Below are 21,033 nucleotides of genomic sequence, written 5' to 3'. Positions count from 1 at the left end.
ACATCATTCGTTTTCTTGTGGGGGATTTCATCAACTATTCTTTAGCTTTTTTGATTTCATTCGCTTGTTTTTTTCTTTGAGCTTTTCTTTTTCTTAAACGTGCTGCTTTTTTACGTCTTTCTTCTTCTTTTTTCTTCTTTTTATTACGAATCAAAAAGAAAATAATCAAAGCCACAATCACTAACAATAAAAGTCCAATGACAAGATACATCCAAGTATTGTCTTTTTTAATCGATACATCAGCTTGATTGTATTTTTTGGCATCCTCTGCTTTGATAGTAAAATTTTTAGTAAATGACCAATTGCCTTCTTTGGCATCAGCTTTTATTGAAAGCGTATAGTCCCCTGCTTCTAGTTTTTTTCCGTTTAATGAAATTGGGTAATTAAAGTTCGAATTGGGTGCCATTTGCATATTCTTTTTAGAGCTTTCGTACAATACTTCACTGCTGCCTTTTTTTGTGACTTTAGCAACTACATCTAGTGCATTTACATAAGCTGCTTGTGTATTTTGTAAATTTGCATTGATGACATTTCGAGCATTAACTTGTGCTGGCTTTACCTCATTTAAAACTAATTTAGGTGCAACTTCTTTATCCGTTTGATTTAAAATTAAAGCCACCACGTACGCATATTTATTATTAATCGCTAACCCTTGGCTATCAGATTCTTTTTTATCTGTTGCGACATCTTTTTCTTTGATTGTAATTCCTCCAGCTAAAACACCATCAAATTTTGTAGCAGGCATTTTAATCGTTAAAGGAACTTTGACTGAATTATTGGCAGGAATCGTCACTTCTTTTTGTACCGTAACGATATCGGTTAAATTGACAGGTAAGGTACTGTCTTTTTTTGCTTTTGTGGCACCATACTCTACCACACCATTTAAATTAGTAGTAGCTGTATTTACACTGGGTTCTACTGTTACGTCGGCATTGGTGTCATTTCTTAAGTTTACTTCAATTGTTTGTTCTGTACTTGGTTCCACTCTTAAATCAAAATAGGTTTTTGTTTTATCTCTTTGGTTCTCTGGTATTACGGCTTCCACTGCAAAATTTAGCTCTGATGCGTGGGTGATTGTTGGCAACTGGAATACACTTGTTGCTAGGATAGGAATCAGCATGAATAGTGTCATTAATTTTTTTTTCATCATTAGTAAACCTCTTTTCAATCATTAGTTGAAAAGCATCGACATTTTTGCCGATGCGATTCAACGATAGTTTAGTTTTTATGGTTGTGTTTCTACATGTGGAACATCTGCTAATGTCCATGTTAATTCTGTTGTGTATTCTTCTGCGTATTTAGTTGTGCTTCCTGGTACAGCTAATGTTACGCTTGTCTCTTTATTTGTATCATCACCAAAACGATAAACCCATGTTCCAGCACCTTCTCCTGTTTTAGCTCCAACGATATTTTGAGAAACACCTGCTCCGTCTTCATCAATTGTTAAATCAAAGCTTTTATTTACTAATGAAGGAACTGTTGAAGTTGAAATTGAATCAACTTGTCCATTTTTAACAGAAATTAGTGCGCCGTCTAAGGTACCACTTGCTGAAGCAAATTGTGTATCTTGTTTTACTTGAACAGTCCAACCATTCGCGCCCCCACGTTTATCTGTTACTTGCAAATAATTTGGACGGAATGTTCCATCAGACAAGATTTGCGCTTTTGCATTGTACACTTCATCTTTAGTTGTAATTTTTTGTTCATCAAATCCAAATGATGACGCAAAGTCAATACTTAAGGGTCCTGCTGTTCCTGGATCAGGGTTTGTGCCATCTGGGTCAACTGGTGTTACTTCGCTTCCTGGGTCCGTTGGATCAACGGGTGGTGTAATTGACGTATCTTGCACAAATTTTACTTTGGCGTTTGATTTATAGGTACCAGCAGTTGCTGCTGATGCTGTTCCTCCGATTGTTAGTGCTACTAATGCTACTGCCCCAGCAGTTAAGATTGGTTGTTTTTTCATTTTTATTTCCCCTTTAGTTTCATTTTTTTTAGTGCTTAATTGATAAAAATATTAGGCATTTTCTTCTGGTGTGTTTGCTGGAACATCACTTAATGTCCAAGTTAAGTCTGTTGAATATTTAACAGCATCTTTTGGAGTTGTTCCTGGAATAGATAAGGTGATGGCTTTATTTTTTTGAACGGTTTCGCCATTCACTTCTGTATCCTCAAGTGTTCCAAAAACATCTAACCATGTTAATGATCCTGCGCCTGGTGCTGCGCTCATTACAGTTGAAGCTTCTCCCGTTGGGTTTAAGACAACATCTTTAACGATTGGCGCAGTGATAGTTGTTGCTGCACTAACTGCTCGTCCACTTGTAAATGAAAGAACAGCTCCGACTAATTCTTTATTCGTTGTTGTTGCATTTTTTAATTGACCTTCTTGTTTCACAGTTAACGTCCAACCACCATTTGTTCCACGAGTATCTGTCACTTGAACAAAGTTTTCTCTTGTTGTTCCATCATCTAATTTTTGTGGCTCAGCAAAGTAAGTCACATCTTTGTTGGTGATTTTATTTTGACCAAAGCTTAGGCTTGATGCATAATCAATACTTAATGGTCCCGCTGTTCCTGGATTTGGTTTTTCACCGTCTGGATCAGTTGGCGTTACTTCTTTTCCTGGATCTGTTGGATCAACTGGTGGTGTAATGCCGTCATTTGGTACAAATTCTACTGAACCTGTTGATTTGTATACTCCTCCATCAGCTGCTAAAGCTACTGACGTGGTGCTTAATGCGGTTAATACGATTGCAGATGTTGCGATTAGTTTAGTTAATTTCATTTTTATTTCCCCCAAATTGTTTTTTTATAAATGAATATGCTACCTACTAAAAAGATAAAACCCACTAACAAACTCTGTTGACTTGAAGACTCCCCTGTTTGTGGCAATCGGTTTAAGTGAGGTGTTGTTGTACCGCTAGTTGTTGGCAAAGTGCCATTAGGTACAGGTGTTACTGGTATTGGCTTACTATCTGGTTTATCACTTGGGTACTCATAGGTCCCGTAAAAACTGATTTCACCAGTAGATTGATAACCTTGATTTGATTCTGCAAGTACCTCTTTAAAGGGAAGAATACTGAACAGAATCACAACTGAAAAGATGAAACTTTTTCTTAAAGTGCTCATATTCTTCCTCCTTATGGGGTATCTTGTAACGTCCAAGTGATGGAGCCTGTGTACTCTTCTGGATAAGCTTCACCTGCATCTATTGATAAGGATAGGCCATCTCCATTAGGGATCCAACCATTGGTGATTGAAACAGGATCATCATCCACATTTGTATTTTCATAAATTGTAATCGCAGAGGTTCCCAATATTTGCTGATTTCCGGCTTTTGAATACCTTACCGCCTGTGGCAATGTTTTATTCGTCGCGCTGGTTAACACGCGATCCATTTTAGCTGTCAGTGTCCAACTTAACTTGTCGGCTCTTGTATCCTCAACAACTAAGTCACCATCCATACCTGCTATAGGATATTGCGTTGTCTTAGCTCCTAGCGGCAGTTCCTCTCCAAATGAAATATCCTTTGGTGCACTAATAAACGAAAGTTCTCCGTCTGCCACTGTCACTGTTGTTGCTGGTGGGAAGATCGCATCATAGAGCGTTTTTTGAGTAACTGGATTTTTATTTCCAATCGTATCCGTTAAGAAAATCTGAACCTTGTCCCCTATTGTTAACCGAGGTCCAGGTGTTGGAATTTCCCACGTCCCATCGGGTTGAACAATCGCTGAAATGATTGTTCCATCAATTTTGGCATCTACACCATTAATGGTATAGGTTACAGTTGCACCTGGTTCTCCGTTGATTCCCTTAATTTTTTTACTTGCAATCGTAAATTTCCCAGTCAATTCTGCTGGCTTTGGTGGCGTTACATCAGATACAACCGTTGTTCCAGGTTCTTCGCTAAGGTAAGGACCTCTTACTGCAGTCGCAGATAATGTCGTTCCTGCCTTATAAAAACTAGAAACTTTGTAACTAATGTACCCATCTTTATCAGTTACTAAGTCTTTTTGGACAAGCGATCCATCATCCGCTGTAACTGTAACTTTAGCTTGACCTGCTGAGGCATATACAGGAATATAAGTGATGTTTCCATCCTCATCTGAACCATTATTATCGGGAACCGTTCCAATTTGTACACGACCTTTTACAGTTAGGTTGGCATCTGTTACCGGTGAAAGCTCTACAATTGGATTTTGATTCATCCCTGAAATACGGCGGAACTTATTGGTTCTAAAGTTCGTTTGTAAAGCAGGCTCTGTTGAGGTAACGACTTGTGTGTTTGCTGGACCTGTTGCTGTTAAATTGCCAACTAACGCATACGTTAAGGAAGACGGGCCTAAGACATCTACTCCCATATTCCATAAGTCAATATCGGAATCTGAAATCGATAATTTATTAGCCGCTCCTGTTATTCCAACCGCTGAAGATGTACCTAAATTTCGAATATCGTATTGGGCAGGTTTACTTAAATCAAATACATTATTACTACCCGAAGCAATATTCACTAGTGGTACCGAACTTACACCAATTGTGTAGAAATAGGCTCCTTCTTCAACTTTAAATACACTATTACTTGCATTAAAGTTTACTACTGCACCAGATGCTAATTTACTAGTTAAGTTCGTAATAGACCCTTTTTTAGCAGTAAAGGTACTGCCAGATAAGTCAAAACGAACGGCATTTCCTGGCATATTTACATTGAAAACAGCATTCTCGCCAATTGTCATACTCTTATAATATTGATAAACCGCTGGATAGGCAGTTCCAGTTTGAGTTTGCCCTAATTTCACATTGGCCCCTTCACCAATTGTAAATTCTTGACTTGCTCCTGTTTCACCTGCACTAGAATTCTCTACAAACCAAATAACTGAGAAGTTATAATAATTTACGTTTCCAATGTATTTTGTCCCTGGTTCAATAACCATACTTCCCACATAAAAGTTTTCAGCTCTGGTGTCGAGATTATTATTTCCATACATCGTAACCTCAGCATGATAGGCTCTGATAACACGTTGCACATTGGCTTTTGTTACAATATTTCCAAGTCTGAATTTCCAGTTTCTTGTATTGGCTGAACCATAGCCACTATTCACAAATGCTTCATTGTATGCGTTGTTGCTCATAATCATATCGTGAATATGAAAAACGGATCCTGCCACACTTGGATTATTGACTCTTAAATCATAATTACGCATCTCTAAAAGAAAGCCTCCTCCATCAATTTCAATGGGAGTTGTTCTAAAAGCAGTTGCGCTACTTGCTGTAATTTCATTTTTCATTATGATCTTAGTTGTTATAGGCTCATCATAAGCTGCTTTAAATTCTGCCCATGTGGTTACTTCAACTTCGCCTGCTGCTCGTGCCATCATCCTTGATTGACTAGCAACGGGTTCGTCTTCTTCTCTAACTTGAGCGTCTGTTTCTTGCTCCTTTGATAACTGGTTTAAGTCGGTTTCTGGTGTTTCTAAATTACTGGCTGTAGGTAGCTTTAAAGGCAACTCATCTGAATAGATAATTGAATCTTCGTAAGAGGTGATTGCTTTTAACGTATACGCTCCAGTCTGTTTCACTGTAAAGCTAACAAGGACTGATTGTTCTTGAAAATCAGTAACTACTGGGAGATTTTCATTCATGTCTAATTCAGATGATGGCTCTTGGTTAGATTGAGTTGTTTTTTCAAATGGTTGAATAATCAATTCATTCTTTGCTAGATCCATTGACACTTTATTTTCGCTTTGCAAGGAAGCTACTGTTTCTTGATAAGCTAGCCCTTCAGGTACAGGCAGACGAATTTCTTCTGTTAAATAGGGGCTAAATGTAACTAAAACATCGACTTGATTGGGTATTGAAGATTGTGTGGCTTGTTCTATTTTTACATACTGTGATTCAGCATTTGTTGAGTCCATCGCTTTAACGCTTGGATCTTTCTTTAATTGCTGGATGGATAATCCACTAGTAATTAAAGAAAGAAGCACTATTGCACTCACTACTGCTTTATAGTACTGTTTTAATTTCATTTTGGTGTCCTCCTTTCCTCCATATTTTATTACTTATTGCGCTCCCCCCTTACCTATCAAGAATAGCAAAAAAGGCAGATGCTTTTGTCCATTTTTTTCTCAATTTTCTCAAAGTTATTTGAACAAAATTGGATGAAAGATTGCTAAAAAAGCTTTTCTAGCAGTTATTTAACCGTTTATTTTATCTAATAGAATATGGAAAAATGATTAAAACCTTCGTTATGTAAAAAAGAAACAACGAAAAAGAAGCCAACGGTTTCATCTGTTGACTCCTCGTTACCTTCTTTTAATTTTGTTCTATTTTTTTCAGTAGTTTAAGACCCTTTATATTTCTTGTAGTAAATCAAATTGCGATTGATACAATTCATAATACGGTCCTTTTTCCATCATCAATTCATCATGACTTCCCGCTTCCATTACACTACCTTGATCAATATAGAAAATACGTGAACTATTTTTGATGGTTGACAGCCTGTGGGCAATAATAAAGGAAGTGCGCCCCTCTAGTAATTTTTCTAATCCTTTTTGTAGAAGTGTCTCTGTTTTCGTATCAATGCTGGAGGTTGCTTCATCTAGAATTAAAATTTTAGGATCAGCCAGTAGCGTACGTGCAAATGAAATCAACTGACGCTGTCCTGCCGAAAGCGTACTGCCTCGTTCTTTTACTGCCGTATGATATCCCTCTTTTAATTCTGAAATAAAATCATGGGCTCTAACAATTTTAGCAGCTGCAATAACCTCTTCTTCGGTAGCATCTAATTTTCCATAACGAATATTTTCCATAATGGTGCCCGAAAAAATAAAAGTATCTTGGAGCATCACGCCCATTTGTTTTCGCAAGGATTCCAACGTTACTTTTCGTAAATCGATGCCATCTATTAAAATCTCCCCCTCATTAATATCATAAAAGCGACTTAGTAAATTAATGACGGTTGTCTTTCCTGCCCCGGTAGGACCAACTAACGCTATGGATTCCCCCGGCTCTACATGAAAATTAATATTTTTTAAGATGTCTTTTCCTGCTTCATAACGGAACGTTACATTTCGAAAAAGAACATCGCCTTTAATCGGCGGCATTTCTATAGCCGTTGGACTGTCTTTAATATCTGGCTCCACATCTAGTGTTTCAAAAATACGCTCTAGGTAAGCAGTCGCTGTAATCAGAGAATTATAAAAGTTTCCAATATTAATCACCGGATTCCAAAAATTATTCACATAGCCAATAAAAGCGATTAATGTCCCTGTTGTAATCTCTACACCAATACCACGAATCCCTACATAATAAATAAGTGACGTTGTAATAACCGCAATATTTTGCACTCCTGGCCATAATAAAAATTGAATTCCGACAGCTTTCATCCATGAAGACCGATACTCATTGCTTACTTCTGAAAAAATTTCATCATTGACGTTTTCTCTAGCAAAGGATTGCGTTACCTTGATCCCTGCAATGCTTTCATGAATATAGGCATTCATATTAGACTGCTTGTTGCTCAAATCTTGATAGGCTTTTCGTTGCTTATTTTTAATAAACATTACAAATACAAACAAGACTGGTAGCAAAACTAAACTATATAGTGTTAATTTCCAATCAATGGCAAACATAAAAATCAGCGTAATTACCACACTTAAAATATCAGAAATTAAATTAATCAAGCCATTGGATAACAAATCACTTAACGTATTAATATAATTGACTACGCGAATTAAAATTTTCCCGTGAGGTCGACTGTCGAAATAAGAAAAGGGCAGTTTTTGTAAATGTTCAAAAATAGCCGAACGCATATCCTTTAAAATATCTTGTCCAATCACCGTAATTGATTGAATGCGATACCACATACACCAACCTGTAACAATCACCGAAACTAGAAAAGCGAATCCAACCCATAAAAGCAAGGTCGCATTTTTATTTGGAAGCACATCATCAATGACAATCTTACTTAAATAAGGTCCTAACATCATGGCAATATTGGCAATTAAAATTACAAATAAGGTTTGATAAATAGGTTTTTTATAAGGTTTTACATAAAATAGAAGTCGCTTGAAATCTTCTCGATTAAATTCCTGGGCTAATTCTTCATCTACATCAAATTTATTTCTCGCCATTTGTCATTTCCTCCTTTTCATCAAAATTGCCTAATTGTTTATTGAAGACATCAAAATAATAGCCTCTTTTAGCTAACAAGGATTCGTGCGTTCCTCGTTCAATAATCTTGCCTTGTTCCAAGATTAAAATCTCATCCGCATCTTTTACAGATGAAATCCGATGGGCAATAATAAAGGTTGTCTTATTTCCTGTAATCCCATCAAGCTCCTCTTGAATCTTCGTTTCCGTTTCCATATCAACTGCTGACGTCGTATCATCTAATATCAAAATAGCAGGATTTTTCATCAATGCCCGTGCCAACGATATTCGTTGCTTTTGTCCACCAGATAGCCCAACTCCTCGTTCTCCAACAATAGTGCCGTATCCTTCTGGCATTTTTTCAATAAAATGATTGGCATCTGCTATTTGTGCCATTCGCTGAATATCCGCCTCCTCTGCATCTGGCACACCAAAGGCAATATTGTCGCCAATTGTATCGGAAAACAGAAATATATCTTGCATGACAATGGCGATGTGGTTGCGTAATTCACGAACATGCCACTTCCTAGCGTCTACTCCATCAATTAAAATTTTCCCAGACGTTGGATCATAAAAACGTGCAATCAGATTTACCAAAGTGGATTTACCAGATCCTGTTTCCCCTAAAATCCCAATTGTTTGACCGGGTGCAGCTTTTAGACTAATGTCACTTAAAACTTCCGTCGTTGGATCATCGTCAAAATGAAACGATACGTGATCGAACTCCACAAAACCCTCTAAATGCGAAACTGAATTTTCTGAATGAATTGGAATTCTTGACTTTGCCCCTAACATTTCACGAATTTTGAAGGATGAAGCAATAAAACGTTGGACATCATTAATGAGCCAACCACTCATTCGCATTGGCATATTCAACATCCATAAAAAACCTGTGAATGCGACTAAATCCCCAAGTGTCATTTGATTAATAATAACCAAATAACCACCAAATACAAACGTAATAATTGTTAAACTACTCGCTAGCGAATCCAATAGTGGTAAGTACCGCTTTGAAACAGCTGCTGAATCCATATTCCGTTGTTTAAAATCTTCATTGTGCTGATTGAATTTATCAATTTCAAAATCTTCCCGCGCAAAAGCTTTAACAACACGATTGCCGCTGATATTTTCTTCTACCATTGAATTCAATCTTGAAAAACTTTCTCTAATTTCATAAAAAATGGGTTGGGCTTCATTTGCCATTCGCATTGTTAAAATCCCGATTATAGGTGTCACTGCTACTAAAGCCAGCATTAAACGCCAGTCAATCGTCGCCATTACTACCACTGCACAAATAAACAATAATAAGTTCTCTAACAAATTATAAAAAACCCATGATACAAAATGGCGAATTGCATCCGTATCCCCTGTCATCCGAGCCATAATATCGCCCACTCTTGTTTGATTGAAGAAATTAAAGTCTAATTCCTGTAATTTCTGATACAAATCTTCACGTATCCGAAACAACGAATCTTGCCCAATTTTTTCAAACATCATTTGATAACAGTACCTTAATACCGTTCGTAGAAAGGCCACCCCCATCATTACTCCTAGTATCGGCACGAGCAAGTCCGTTTTTCCTTGATCAATGACAACATCTACAATTCGTCCGCCTAACAGCGGGTAGACAATACTTAAAATCGACGTTACTATGACTAAAAAAATAGCTACTACCGTTAGTAAGCGATACTGTTTGGCGTATTTCCAAACCCATTTCACACTTTCCATTCTGTTTCCTCCTCACGTATGATTAACTACTAACAGATTAATGTATCCGGATACAAAAAAGAATGGTCATTTTTCTTATTTTTGATGGAGAAAATTCTTTAATATTCTTGCAAAAAAGGGCTAATAGTTGTTTAATAAGGCATAATGGTTCAAAATAAAGGTAAATACCACTAGATAAAGGAGCGGCCCATGGAATTTTTTATTGATAAAACGGCTGAAAAAAAATTAGCGCTTTTTAAACTCCTCTTTTTTTCTGACAATCTCGTTTCTGTAAAAGACCTTCTTACACAATTGCAATTTTCAAAATCTGCCCTCTTTCGATACTTAAAAGAACTAGAGGAAGATTTAGCCCTAACCTTTGATTCTCAGAGCTTCTTACTTATCAATCATAACAATGCTTACTCTTATAAAAGTGAAAGTCAGCTTGATAAAAGTCTAATTGTGAATCGACTCAACTTGTATTACGTGAAGGGGTCAATTCGCTTTAAAATCATCACCGCTCTTTATAAGAAACGCTATACATCCGTCGATGAGATTGCAAATGATTTATATGTTAGTCCTTCTTATTTATATCGACAACTTAAGGCTATTTACGCTTTTTTTGACGATTTTCATTTAAAATTAACTTTCAAACCTGATTCCAACCAGTCAACCAATTTTGTAGGTAGCGAAATCCATCAGCGTTTCTTTTTCGCCTATTTCTATTGGTCTGTTTTTAAAGGCATCGAATGGCCCTTTAAACGATTACCTGAATCCATGTATGATTTGTACTACAAAAATGAAATTGATAAGAAATTCCCTAAAGGAAATTTAGCTCCTGCTAAAGCCACACAGATTGGTTACTTGCTTACGATTACTTTTTGGCGAGTGAATTCTAGAAAAGAATACGTTCAATTAGAAGAGGAATTGATTGAAATTCTTACAGCCATCTCCGAAGTGAATGATATTTCAAGTTCAATTGCCACTACTTGGACTCAATTGCCTGAGGAAATTGATAACCAAGAAAGATTATTTTTCAATTTTTTTACACGCGTCGAAGTTGCTAGTGTTGATAATGATGAGATGAAGGAACAAATTTCTAAACATCTTTTAACGATAAATTCAGATCTCGTTGCTTATTGTGTCACTTTTTTAGAAGAAGTCCAACAGCATTTTGACTTGAAGATGACTTCTCAAAAAAAAATGGTGAACCTTTATTATATCGTTTTTTATCATCTTTATATGCGTTACATCAATGTCAATCATTCCCAGTATTTAAACTCTCCTTTTCAATTGAATGAAATAAAAAAACAACTTAACTCCTCTAGTTTATTAGAAAAGGATATTCTCACATTTTATGACCAATTCTTTCAAAAAAATCACTTCTTCAAGGTGGAGGCTTCTTCTAAACAGCTCGTTATTTCGTTGATTTACTTTATTATTAACAGCGCAGAGGTAGAGCCTTTACCAATTTTAGTACATTTTTCTAAAAACATCTCAGGCGAGTACCTTATCAAAAATAAAATCAATGCGATTTTCGGAACGTCTACTATTCGATTTACAGACGATATGGATCAAGCTTATTTAGTGATTTCCGACAGTTACGAGGGAACCATCTCCAATGAACAGTATTTCTATATTGAAGAGATGTACAATCCTACTATTTGGAAAGGTCTTTTTGATTTTATTCAACAACATTTATTCAACCGTTCCTTTTCAAATTAAAAATCAGCAAGAAAACTTTTTTTAGAAAGTTTCTTGCTGATTTTTATTTAATGAAAGGTTTCTTTTACTGTTTTCGTAAGCTGAATGTATCGCTCTTCTAGCAAACAATATTGTTTCATAATAAAAACACTTTCGTCAGCTGCCGTCATCAGTAGCTCAGTCGGAACATTGTCAATAGCTTTTTTATTATTGATCAATTCATCACAATATTGAGCATAATTCAAGATATTCGTTTGAGCTCGATTTAGAGCCTTAACTAATTCAATATTTTGATAAATCGTTAACTGCTCTTCCATTTTATCATCTAAACATTTTCCGTAATCCAATTTAAAAAATCGCCCCTTTTTTGATACATGGTATTATTTGTAATGACATATTTTTTTTGATGATTCAAAAAATGAGGAAGATCATGATCGGTCACAACAAGGCTTACTCGGTCGTCTAAGTCGTCCACTACTTCGATATGATCAAGTAATTCTAACGTCAAAAATTGCCTTTTAAAACTATGGCTATTAAAGCCATGAATAGCTACATGAAGCTTTGTTTTGTCAAATTCAATATAATCTTGCAGACACCACGCAATTGCTTCGTTACTTAAATACTCATTTTGATAGTTATTTTGATTCAGTCGTTTTAAGCATTTATAGTAATTCATGCTTTGCTTTTTGATTGCAATGAAATAATTCAATACTACAGGGCTATTCCATTTTCGTAATATCATACATTTTTTTAGTTTTAAATGAAGCTGATTTTCATTTTCTTTCTCAACAGTAAAGTCTAAAATAGAATGAATTTCTTTTAAAGTTGTTTCATACGGGGCATCAAATTCAACCAAATGAACTTTTTTAGTATCTGGAAACAACTGTGGAATCTTTTCTTCCAAGCCAACAATTAATTGATACCAAATAAACTTAGCTTCCATATAAACCTGCTTTGGTTTAACGTCCGGTGGTAAATGATCTGACACCCACAGTATAATGGATTCAGGAATCTCCACTCGATCCTGATTTTTGACTTTAATAAAGTTCCCTTGCTCCCAACGAATTTTAGAAGCAATCAAGATGGTATAAATATATGAATTTTTCGGTGGCAACTCTGCTTTCGTCGCAAATGGATACAACCCTTCCAACGATAATTTTAATTCATCTAATTTCTCTTGATACTCATAATCCGTTTCAAGCATTAAAATTGCAAGGTATTGACGAAGAACCTCTTCATTTCCTATTATTTTTACAGGAGAACTCCGTTGAATTTGAAAATGTGGTTCGAATTGTTCATTAATTAAGTGAATTCTTCGGTAGACTGCCGAATAACTTAAATATTGGTTATCTGCATACTCTGTAATAGAAGGAACGAGTTCTTCAAAACAAGCAAAAAACAAATTAATCAAAAGAGACTCTTGATAAAAATAGTGCTTCAATCTTTTCAATGAAAATTCTGGAGAAAAAGTTGCTTGAATCAGTGAACTTTGACGTTCCCAAGTAACAAAGACTCCTAACTTTTGAATCTCAGCACTTCCGACTATCTCATCAACAACCACACGTAACGTTTTTAAAGTAATCTCTAATTTCTTTACTAATTCCCGTTTCGAGACTAACCCATTCGAAGACTCGTATAATGTTTTAATAATCGCGTATTTTCTTTTCTTATCTTTTTCTACTAAAAAACCATCTTGTTCCAATTTATTACCAGCTACTTTCTTTTTATTTTCATACGTTATGCATATAAGATAACATCAAAACTAATATTTCCTCTCTCCATTTCCAGTCTATTTTGTCCCATTTTTGTTCAAAATATCCTTTAAAAAAACTACTAAATAAATAACAACCCACACTTTATTCATTTCTTCCTTTGAATGAGGTTGCCTCTAGTTTCTATTTCACGTATAATAGAAAGCGCTTAAGGAGGTGCTTTAATCGTGTTGCAACTAAATCCAAAAACCTTTAATCCGGAAATATTATACATTTTTGACTATTCAAATGTCGGCCCTACTACAGGACAAAATCATTCTCATGATTTTTTAGAAATGTCGATTATTATTGATGGTTCTGTTGAATATTTAATTGACGATGAACCCTTTTTTTTAGAAAAAGAGACCATTCTTCTTTTTAATCCGGGTATTCATCACTATGAACATTATGAAGAAGGAATGAAAAGCACGCAAATTCATATTGGGTTCCGCAACTTCTCTTTAACCGATTTTCCAAGAGATCATTTTCCTTTCAAAACATCCATTCTAAAATTGACCAAGTTTAAAAAGGAATTTTTTGACGTGTGCCAAGAAATTTTAGTGGAAAAAGCGAAAGGAGAGGAAGGTTATGATCTGATGTTGAAGACATTGGTCATGAAGCTAATCATCTATATTTTAAGAGATGCGGAATCAAATCATTTAGAAATCAATGCGTTAAAGCTCTCTTACGAAGAACAAGAAAAACAGACAATTGTTAGCAATATTATTCATTATTTAGAAAAACATCATACGGAGGATGTCAGTCTTTCTTCCTTATCTCAAACGTTGTATATCAGTCCTACCTATATTTCCCGCGTATTTAAAGAAGAAACGGGGGAGTCGCCTATTAATTATTTAATTAAATTACGATTGACACGAGCCAAGGAACTCTTAGAAAATCAAGAAGATATTACCGTTAAAGAAGCAGCAAACTTGGTAGGATACAATGATGCTTATTATTTCAGCAAACTTTTCAAAAAATACTACGGCAAGCCGCCTTCTGTTTTTATTCAAAACAAGCACTAAGTCAGAAATGATTATAGGCTTGTTTTTTATTTACTATCATTTCAGCTGAATTAAGTGGTAAAATACTCTTATATAATTGAATCAGAAAGGACGTTTTTCTTGACTACTTCAACGCATCTATTAAAAAAAATGAAGGAACTAGAATTTATAGGCATTATTTTGTATTTCATTAAATGGAGCTTTTATGCCGGTATTGTGGGCGTTCTAGTCGGTTGTTTGTCCGCATTCTTTCTTTTAACTTTAGACATCGCCACAGCCGAACGCCTGTCACATCCTTGGTTGCTCTTTGGTTTGCCTTTTGCAGGAGCCTTGATTAGCTATCTCTATTTTAAATTTGGTAAAAATGCTGGACGTGGCAATAATTTAGTCATTGAACAGGCAAATGGAGGATCTGAAACCATTCCTAAGCGCTTAATTCCTTTAACCTTAATTGGAACATTAGCGACTCATCTTTTCGGTGGCTCTGCTGGTCGCGAAGGCACCGCCGTTCAAATGGGTGGATCCGTCGCAGAGGCCGTTGGCTTCTTTTTTAAAATTAATAAAAAAGAACGACGTATTTTAATTATTTGTGGCATGAGTGCAGGTTTTAGCTCCGTTTTTGGAACGCCGATTGCCGGAACATTATTTGCTTTAGAAGTTCTTGCCCTAGGATTCTTTCGGGAAGAAGGACTTTTCCCTAGCTTATGGGCAGCTTTGATTGCCAATTGGGTCACACTCTCTTTTGGTATTGTACATCACTCATACCAAATGGGCGCTATCCCAGCAGTCAGCTTTATCTTGGTTGGTAAAATTATGTTTGCAGCTTTATGTTTTGGCTTAACTGGTCGCTTATTTAGTCGCTTAACAGCCTTTTTAAAAAAGTTCTTTAAAAAATGGATTGTTCATCCTGCTTTAAGAAGTTTTGTTGGCGGATCTATCCTTATCTTGATGGTCTTTATTGTGGGGTCAAGGGATTATTTAGGCCTCAGCTTGCCACTAATTGACCAAGCCTTTAATGGTGACAGCAACCCCTTTGCATTTTTAATAAAATTACTTTTTACTTCTTTAACGCTAGGTACTGGATTTCAAGGAGGCGAAGTCACACCTCTATTTGTAATCGGGGCTACACTAGGTAGTAGCTTAGCTCCGTTACTTGGCATTGCGATTCCATTTCTTGCTGGTTTAGGCTTTATTGGTGTCTTTGCTGGCGCTACAAATACGCCTATCGCCTGTTTTGTAATGGGACTAGAACTATTTGGAACCGAATCCTTGCCCTATTTATTTTTAGTTTGTGTTATCAGTTATCTCTTTTCTGGAAATTTTGGAATTTACGAGTCTCAAAAAATTAGCATTCAAAAAACCAAATTATTTGAAGAGGATTAAAGAAAAACCTCTAACGCCACTCTTTTTTGATAAAAGAATGCATTAGAGGTTTTTTATTTTTTTTAGTCCTTACACATAAGTAAATGGAACTGCTGGACGATTGTTTTCAATCCATTCATGCAAATTCATTTCTTTAAAGTGTGGGTTTTCATAATCAATTTCTTCATGTTTCTTCATACAAACTTCCATATAGGCCGAAGCTGTTTCACTAAATTTATTTTCTTTATCTTGACGCATTTCATTGATAATTCTAAATTCATCCTTGTCTTCGATTCCCAATAATTCACAGGTCCGTTCCCATTCATTATCTTCAATTAAATTCAGCATAATATCGATAAAACATTTTAATTTTAATGGATTCATGTTGAATCACTCCTATCTTAGTTTGAATGTTTATATAATGAAAAATAACAGTAAGATAGATTTATCAACCAATTTTTACTAGTAAAAAAACTATTCAAAAATCAGTTTACCTCTTCTTTATTACAGGTATTAAGATAACATAAAAGAACATAAATTAAAATAATTTAGTATTCTCTAGCAAAGGCAAACTAAGGACGCAAGTTTATCGTTTTCTTCGTAAAAGACCTATAAATCAACTTTTCCACTGATTTCATTTCCTTCTATTCAGCTCTTCTCTTTTTTTTTCTAAATTCCTCCAATTATTGATAAATCTAAATTGGGCTAAATTCAAGGAATTTTTGAACATTTTGCATTCATCCAATTTCAGTCTAAAGTTCTATATCTATCTCCCTCCATTTCTTGTATACTAATTAAAAATACCTATTACATACAAAAAAAGGAATCTCTTATGAAAATATACTTAGTCTTAACTGCTACCAGCAGTTTACTTTCAAAAACAATTAAATTATATACCGGTGCCAGTTATAATCATGCGTCCATCGCGCTTTCACCTGATTTAAATGACTTAACCAGTTTTGGGCGTAAAGATATCAACAATCCTTTTATTGGAGGCTTTGTTAAAGAGGATATTTCCCATGCCTTCTTTTTAAACGCCCATTGTTCTATTTACACATGTGAGGTGACGTTAGAAGAGTACACTCATTTACAAACCGAGTTAGCTTATTATCATCAATTACAGGATTTCTTTCGCTATAACTTTTTAGGTTTACTTGCATTAGCTGTCAATGTAAACTACAAAAGAGAACATGCCTTTTTCTGTTCAGAATTTATCGCTACGCTATTGGAAGACTGTGAGATTTATCAATTTGATAAGTCACCCAATCTTGTAACGCCTCAAGATTTACAGGCTTCTAGTATCTTTAAACCCTTATATACAGGAACTATCAAAAACTATCTATCTACAGCCCCTACCCAAATCTATCACTATGTTTAAAAACAACTTTGCTTTAAGTTGTTTTTTTTTACTCTTTTTTTCTTGACAAATATCGATTACAAGTGTAAACTTCAATTATCACAAACGTTTACTTCTGTAATCGAAAAAAAGAGAAAGAAGGAATCTATTATGAAACAAACTTTTAAAATCACTGGAATGACTTGTCAACATTGCGTTAAAAATATTGAAACTGCTGTTCAAGAACTAAATGGTCTTAAAAAGATAAAAATTCACTTAAAAAAAGAGACTGCTTTGGTACATTACAACGAAGAACAACTTTCAAGTGAAGCGATTATCAATAAAATTACTGAAGCTGGCTATCAAGCCGAGGTGATTTAATATGAGCCAAGATAAAAACATTGCGATGGATACACTCGTACTCACTGGAATGACCTGTGCAAACTGCGCACAAAAAATTGAAAAAACATTAAACCAACAAGAAGGTGTAGAGTTCGCTAATGTCAATTTAGCAACTGAAAAAGCCACCGTCACCTTCAATACACACACCACTACCTTGGAGCAATTAATTGCAAGTATTGAAAAAACAGGTTATGGGGCTATTCGTTACGACGAAGAACATCGCGCTGAAGTAGCTAGAATCAAAGAGAAGAAAAACAAGCGGTTAAAAGTTGACTTTATTGCAAGCGCGCTTCTTAGTGCACCTATGGTTCTTGCGATGATTTTTATGTTACTTGGCTTCCACAACCCTGTTATTAATTTTTTTGAAAAGCCACTTGTTCAATTTATTCTAGCAACTCCAGTTCAATTTATCATTGGTTGGCGCTTTTATAAAGGCGCCTATCACGCTATTAAATCGCTATCTCCCAATATGGATGTCTTAGTTGCAATGGGAACTTCTGCTGCCTATGCTCTTAGTGTCTACAACGGTTTCTTTTCTGGGAATAGCCATGAGCTTTACTTTGAAAGTAGTGCTGTGATCATTACATTGATTCTATTAGGAAAATATTTAGAGCATAATGCAAAAAATAAAACCGGATCAGCGATTAAACAACTGATGGCGCTACAAGCAAAATCGGCAGTCGTCATTCGAGATGGCAAAGAAATGACTGTTCCAATTGAAGAAGTTCAACTTCATGATCTATTAAGTATTAAACCTGGTGAAAAAATTCCCGTTGACGGAAACATTGTCGAAGGCAGTAGCTCATTAGATGAAAGTATGCTTACAGGTGAAAGCTTACCTGTTGACAAGACAACAGGCGACAATGTATTTGGTGGCACTGTCAATACCAATGGTCGTTTAGTGGTTGAAGCGACTAAAATTGGCAGTGAAACGGCTCTTTCTCGTATCATTCAAATGGTCGAAGAAGCTCAAGGTAGCAAAGCTCCGATTCAACAAATCGCCGATCGAATTTCAGCGATTTTCGTGCCAATCGTACTCGTAGTTGCATTAGCAACCTTAATCATCACTGGATTTCTCACTCAAAATTGGGAAACAGCCTTGATTCATAGCGTAGCTGTTTTAGTTATCGCCTGCCCTTGTGCATTGGGACTTGCTACACCAACTGCAATTATGGTTGGAACGGGACTTGGTGCTAAAAACGGGATATTAATCAAAGGGGGCGAGTCCTTAGAAGCTGCTGCAAAAATCCAAGCGATTATTTTAGACAAAACGGGGACAATTACAAAAGGAAAACCTGACGTTACCGATTATGAAACACGTCCAAATACTGATAAAAATGAAATTCTCTCTTGGATGATGGCACTTGAAAAAAATTCAGAACACCCTCTTGGCAAAGCTATTTTCAATTATGGCGCAAAAAAATTAGCTATAGACGCTCCAAAAGTCGATGACTTCAAAGCCTTAGTTGGCTCTGGTATTTCAGGAACAATTAATGGAATTCCGATGTATATGGGAGCCAAACGTTTAATGATTGAAAAAGGAATTGATTTTTCTTATTTTGAAAAGGATATCGAAACGTTAGAAGCAAGTGGCAAAACAGCCATGCTTTTTGCTAAAGAAGATCAATGTTTAGCAATGATTGCTGTAGCCGATCAAATTAAAGACACGTCAAAAGAAGCCATTGAAAAACTAAAACAACTCAATGTAGATGTGTATATGCTAACGGGGGATAATCGCTTAACTGCAGAAAGTATTGGTCGTGAAGTTGGTTTAACAGCTGATCATATTTTTGCAGAAGTCTTACCTGAAGACAAAGCAAACCACGTTGTGAAACTACAAAAGCAAGGTCTTTTAGTTGCTATGGTTGGCGATGGTATTAATGATGCGCCAGCACTTGCCACAGCTGACGTTGGAATTGCAATGGGTACTGGAACTGATATTGCGATGGAAGCTTCTGATATTACCTTAATGAATGGCGACTTAAACAGCCTTCCAAAAACGATTCATTTATCTAAAATCACTTTAAGCAAAATCAAACAAAACTTATTTTGGGCATTTATTTACAATACGATTGGCATTCCCTTTGCTGCTTTTGGTTTATTAAACCCAATTGTTGCCGGCGGGGCGATGGCCTTTAGTTCTGTAAGTGTCTTGCTTAATTCACTAAGTTTAAATCGCCGAAAAATTTAATACAAAAGCCCTGAATTAAAACTAATTCAGGGCTTTTTGCTATTCTTTTTTTCGATTTTTTAAATTAATGACTAACAATACGGCGAAAATAATGGCAATGACTAGTAATCCAAACAGACAAATTTTAACCAATAACATATTCTTCGTAAAGAAATAAAGTCCTAAGAATAGAATAATTAAAATTGAATAGATTGAACTTAATTGACTAATCAATTTTTTTTGATCAATATTTTTCATAAACGCTGGCACTCCTTATTCACATTAGTAGCTAAAGCATACCTTAATTTCTTGATGATATCAAATCTTTTCAAAATCAGTAAACGATTTTCACAGTTTTTTAAAATTTCCTTACTTTATATTAAAAAAAGTTGTTCAAGAAAGACCACAGCCTCCACTGAACAACTCGTTTTTAAAATTCATAATCTGATTTTTGCATAGGTTCTACTACGCCTAATAAATAACCATTTCCCACTTGTGAGAAGAAATCATGATTACTTGTTCCAGCCGAAATCCCATTCATCACGATTGGGTTAACGTCCTCTGCATTATCAGGGAATAACGCATCCATACCTAAATTCATTAACGCTTTGTTTCCGTTATAACGTAGGAAGACTTTTACTTCCTCTGTCCAACCCACTGTATCGTATAACAATTCTGTATACTTCACTTCATTTTCATACAGTTTGTACAACAACTCATATGTCCAACCTTTAAGAGCCATCTGCTCTTCTTCTGGCAATTCATTGAAGCCTAATTGGAACTTATAACCAATGTACGTACCATGAACTGATTCATCGCGAATAATCAATTTAATGATTTCTGCCACGTTTGGTAGTTTGTTGATTCCCAAGTAGTAAAGTGGTGTGTAAAATCCTGAATAGAACAAGAATGTTTCAAGAAAAACGCTGGCCACTTTCTTTTGTAAAGGCGATCCATTTTGGTAAATATCATTGATAATACGTGCTTTTTCTTGAAGAAAAGCATTTGTATTTGTCCAATCAAAAATTTCTTCGATTTCTCTTGGTGTATTCAACGTGCTAAAAATAGACGAATAGCTTTTAGCATGGACCGATTCCATAAATTGAATATTATTAAAAACAGCTTCTTCGTGAGGAGAGCGAACATCGGCTTTCAATGCTTCAATTCCATCTTGTGATTGTAGTGTATCTAGTAAAGTTAAACCACCAAAAACACGCTCTACTAATGTTTTTTCGATGCTAGACAGCTTGCGCCAATCATCTAAATCATTTGAAATTGGAATACGTGTATCTAACCAAAATTGTTCTGTTAGTTTTTCCCAAGTTTTTTTATCAATTATATCTTCAAAGCTATTCCAATTTATCGCAGCATAGTTTTCTGATTCTGTCATCGTCTAAAATCCCTTCTTATCCAAACAGCATTCAAAATCAATGACCCATTTTAGATAAA

18 protein-coding genes are annotated in these 21,033 nt (G+C 35.5%); 6 read left to right on the top strand and 12 right to left on the bottom strand.

Annotation, left to right across the window (positions count from 1 at the left end):
- Positions 1-34: 34 nt before the first annotated feature.
- From CDIMF43_RS03460 to CDIMF43_RS03430, 7 genes are all read right to left on the bottom strand, one after another.
- Positions 35-1,147: a DUF916 and DUF3324 domain-containing protein gene (locus CDIMF43_RS03460; protein ID WP_109842327.1), complete on the bottom strand. Its 1,113-nt coding sequence runs from the start codon at positions 1,145-1,147 to the stop codon at positions 35-37.
- Between the two features lie 78 nt (positions 1,148-1,225).
- Positions 1,226-1,966 carry a WxL domain-containing protein gene (locus tag CDIMF43_RS03455; RefSeq protein ID WP_109841187.1) on the bottom strand — a complete coding sequence of 247 codons (741 nt, stop codon included), beginning with the start codon at positions 1,964-1,966 and terminating at the stop codon, positions 1,226-1,228.
- Between the two features lie 51 nt (positions 1,967-2,017).
- Complete coding sequence (locus tag CDIMF43_RS03450) at positions 2,018-2,785, bottom strand: WxL domain-containing protein (protein ID WP_074402229.1); 768 nt, start codon at positions 2,783-2,785, stop codon at positions 2,018-2,020.
- Between the two features lie 2 nt (positions 2,786-2,787).
- Positions 2,788-3,129: an LPXTG cell wall anchor domain-containing protein gene (locus CDIMF43_RS03445; RefSeq protein WP_074402228.1), complete on the bottom strand. Its 342-nt coding sequence runs from the start codon at positions 3,127-3,129 to the stop codon at positions 2,788-2,790.
- 11 nt (positions 3,130-3,140) lie between these two features.
- The gene (locus tag CDIMF43_RS03440; protein ID WP_109841186.1) at positions 3,141-6,023 is read right to left on the bottom strand and encodes a pectate lyase-like adhesive domain-containing protein; all 2,883 of its coding nucleotides are present in this window, start codon (positions 6,021-6,023) and stop codon (positions 3,141-3,143) included.
- Positions 6,024-6,347: 324 nt separating this feature from the next.
- Positions 6,348-8,129 (bottom strand): ABC transporter ATP-binding protein, encoded by a 1,782-nt coding sequence (locus tag CDIMF43_RS03435; RefSeq protein ID WP_109841185.1) that lies wholly within the window; start codon positions 8,127-8,129, stop codon positions 6,348-6,350.
- On the bottom strand, positions 8,116-9,876 hold the full coding sequence (locus tag CDIMF43_RS03430; protein ID WP_074402225.1) for an ABC transporter ATP-binding protein: 1,761 nt from the start codon (positions 9,874-9,876) through the stop codon (positions 8,116-8,118). The genes CDIMF43_RS03435 and CDIMF43_RS03430 overlap by 14 nt, the downstream gene beginning before the upstream one ends.
- Positions 9,877-10,065: 189 nt before the next feature.
- On the opposite strand from CDIMF43_RS03430, the gene CDIMF43_RS03425 reads away from it, so the two are divergent.
- Positions 10,066-11,580, top strand: a complete 1,515-nt coding sequence (locus tag CDIMF43_RS03425) for a helix-turn-helix domain-containing protein (protein ID WP_109841184.1) — start codon at positions 10,066-10,068, stop codon at positions 11,578-11,580.
- A 47-nt stretch (positions 11,581-11,627) separates the two neighbouring features.
- On the opposite strand, the gene CDIMF43_RS03420 is transcribed toward CDIMF43_RS03425, so the two are convergent.
- On the bottom strand, positions 11,628-11,906 hold the full coding sequence (locus CDIMF43_RS03420) for a hypothetical protein (protein ID WP_109841183.1): 279 nt from the start codon (positions 11,904-11,906) through the stop codon (positions 11,628-11,630).
- Positions 11,885-13,261, bottom strand: a complete 1,377-nt coding sequence (locus tag CDIMF43_RS03415) for a helix-turn-helix domain-containing protein (protein WP_074402222.1) — start codon at positions 13,259-13,261, stop codon at positions 11,885-11,887. The genes CDIMF43_RS03420 and CDIMF43_RS03415 overlap by 22 nt, the downstream gene beginning before the upstream one ends.
- 237 nt (positions 13,262-13,498) lie before the next feature.
- Between CDIMF43_RS03415 and CDIMF43_RS03410 the strand changes: the two genes are divergently transcribed.
- The gene (locus tag CDIMF43_RS03410; protein WP_074402221.1) at positions 13,499-14,335 is read left to right on the top strand and encodes a helix-turn-helix transcriptional regulator; all 837 of its coding nucleotides are present in this window, start codon (positions 13,499-13,501) and stop codon (positions 14,333-14,335) included.
- A 129-nt stretch (positions 14,336-14,464) separates the two neighbouring features.
- Complete coding sequence (locus CDIMF43_RS03405) at positions 14,465-15,697, top strand: voltage-gated chloride channel family protein (protein ID WP_109842326.1); 1,233 nt, start codon at positions 14,465-14,467, stop codon at positions 15,695-15,697.
- A 69-nt stretch (positions 15,698-15,766) separates the two neighbouring features.
- Here the strand turns inward: CDIMF43_RS03405 and CDIMF43_RS03400 are convergent, their stop codons facing one another.
- Positions 15,767-16,060, bottom strand: a complete 294-nt coding sequence (locus CDIMF43_RS03400) for a hypothetical protein (protein ID WP_074402220.1) — start codon at positions 16,058-16,060, stop codon at positions 15,767-15,769.
- A 448-nt stretch (positions 16,061-16,508) separates the two neighbouring features.
- Between CDIMF43_RS03400 and CDIMF43_RS03395 the strand changes: the two genes are divergently transcribed.
- The 3 genes from CDIMF43_RS03395 to CDIMF43_RS03385 all read left to right on the top strand — a co-directional run bounded on the left by CDIMF43_RS03395 (position 16,509) and on the right by CDIMF43_RS03385 (position 19,605).
- The gene (locus CDIMF43_RS03395) at positions 16,509-17,054 is read left to right on the top strand and encodes a hypothetical protein (protein WP_074402219.1); all 546 of its coding nucleotides are present in this window, start codon (positions 16,509-16,511) and stop codon (positions 17,052-17,054) included.
- A gap of 129 nt (positions 17,055-17,183) precedes the next feature.
- The gene (gene copZ / locus CDIMF43_RS03390; RefSeq protein ID WP_034572004.1) at positions 17,184-17,393 is read left to right on the top strand and encodes a copper chaperone CopZ; all 210 of its coding nucleotides are present in this window, start codon (positions 17,184-17,186) and stop codon (positions 17,391-17,393) included.
- Position 17,394: 1 nt separating this feature from the next.
- Complete coding sequence (locus CDIMF43_RS03385) at positions 17,395-19,605, top strand: heavy metal translocating P-type ATPase (protein ID WP_109841182.1); 2,211 nt, start codon at positions 17,395-17,397, stop codon at positions 19,603-19,605.
- 39 nt (positions 19,606-19,644) lie between these two features.
- Here the strand turns inward: CDIMF43_RS03385 and CDIMF43_RS03380 are convergent, their stop codons facing one another.
- Positions 19,645-19,842, bottom strand: a complete 198-nt coding sequence (locus CDIMF43_RS03380) for a hypothetical protein (RefSeq protein WP_034572010.1) — start codon at positions 19,840-19,842, stop codon at positions 19,645-19,647.
- A 172-nt stretch (positions 19,843-20,014) separates the two neighbouring features.
- Positions 20,015-20,974: a class 1b ribonucleoside-diphosphate reductase subunit beta gene (nrdF, locus tag CDIMF43_RS03375; RefSeq protein WP_034572013.1), complete on the bottom strand. Its 960-nt coding sequence runs from the start codon at positions 20,972-20,974 to the stop codon at positions 20,015-20,017.
- Positions 20,975-21,033 lie beyond the last annotated feature (59 nt).

The sequence above is a fragment of the Carnobacterium divergens genome, from assembly GCF_900258435.1.
Classification (GTDB): domain Bacteria; phylum Bacillota; class Bacilli; order Lactobacillales; family Carnobacteriaceae; genus Carnobacterium; species Carnobacterium divergens_A.
This window is presented reverse-complemented; position numbering and strand designations above follow the sequence as displayed.

What these genes read in the sequence shown, in the direction of transcription:
- CDIMF43_RS03460 (WP_109842327.1), bottom strand. Translation starts at nt 1,147, where the DNA reads ATGAAAAAAAAATTAATGACACTATTCATGCTGATTCCTATCCTAGCA.
- CDIMF43_RS03455 (WP_109841187.1), bottom strand. Translation starts at nt 1,966, where the DNA reads ATGAAAAAACAACCAATCTTAACTGCTGGGGCAGTAGCATTAGTAGCA.
- CDIMF43_RS03450 (WP_074402229.1), bottom strand. Translation starts at nt 2,785, where the DNA reads ATGAAATTAACTAAACTAATCGCAACATCTGCAATCGTATTAACCGCA.
- CDIMF43_RS03445 (WP_074402228.1), bottom strand. Translation starts at nt 3,129, where the DNA reads ATGAGCACTTTAAGAAAAAGTTTCATCTTTTCAGTTGTGATTCTGTTC.
- CDIMF43_RS03440 (WP_109841186.1), bottom strand. Translation starts at nt 6,023, where the DNA reads ATGAAATTAAAACAGTACTATAAAGCAGTAGTGAGTGCAATAGTGCTT.
- CDIMF43_RS03435 (WP_109841185.1), bottom strand. Translation starts at nt 8,129, where the DNA reads ATGGCGAGAAATAAATTTGATGTAGATGAAGAATTAGCCCAGGAATTT.
- CDIMF43_RS03430 (WP_074402225.1), bottom strand. Translation starts at nt 9,876, where the DNA reads ATGGAAAGTGTGAAATGGGTTTGGAAATACGCCAAACAGTATCGCTTA.
- CDIMF43_RS03425 (WP_109841184.1), top strand. Translation starts at nt 10,066, where the DNA reads ATGGAATTTTTTATTGATAAAACGGCTGAAAAAAAATTAGCGCTTTTT.
- CDIMF43_RS03405 (WP_109842326.1), top strand. Translation starts at nt 14,465, where the DNA reads ATGAAGGAACTAGAATTTATAGGCATTATTTTGTATTTCATTAAATGG.
- CDIMF43_RS03400 (WP_074402220.1), bottom strand. Translation starts at nt 16,060, where the DNA reads ATGAATCCATTAAAATTAAAATGTTTTATCGATATTATGCTGAATTTA.
- CDIMF43_RS03395 (WP_074402219.1), top strand. Translation starts at nt 16,509, where the DNA reads ATGAAAATATACTTAGTCTTAACTGCTACCAGCAGTTTACTTTCAAAA.
- copZ (WP_034572004.1), top strand. Translation starts at nt 17,184, where the DNA reads ATGAAACAAACTTTTAAAATCACTGGAATGACTTGTCAACATTGCGTT.
- CDIMF43_RS03385 (WP_109841182.1), top strand. Translation starts at nt 17,395, where the DNA reads ATGAGCCAAGATAAAAACATTGCGATGGATACACTCGTACTCACTGGA.
- CDIMF43_RS03380 (WP_034572010.1), bottom strand. Translation starts at nt 19,842, where the DNA reads ATGAAAAATATTGATCAAAAAAAATTGATTAGTCAATTAAGTTCAATC.
- nrdF (WP_034572013.1), bottom strand. Translation starts at nt 20,974, where the DNA reads ATGACAGAATCAGAAAACTATGCTGCGATAAATTGGAATAGCTTTGAA.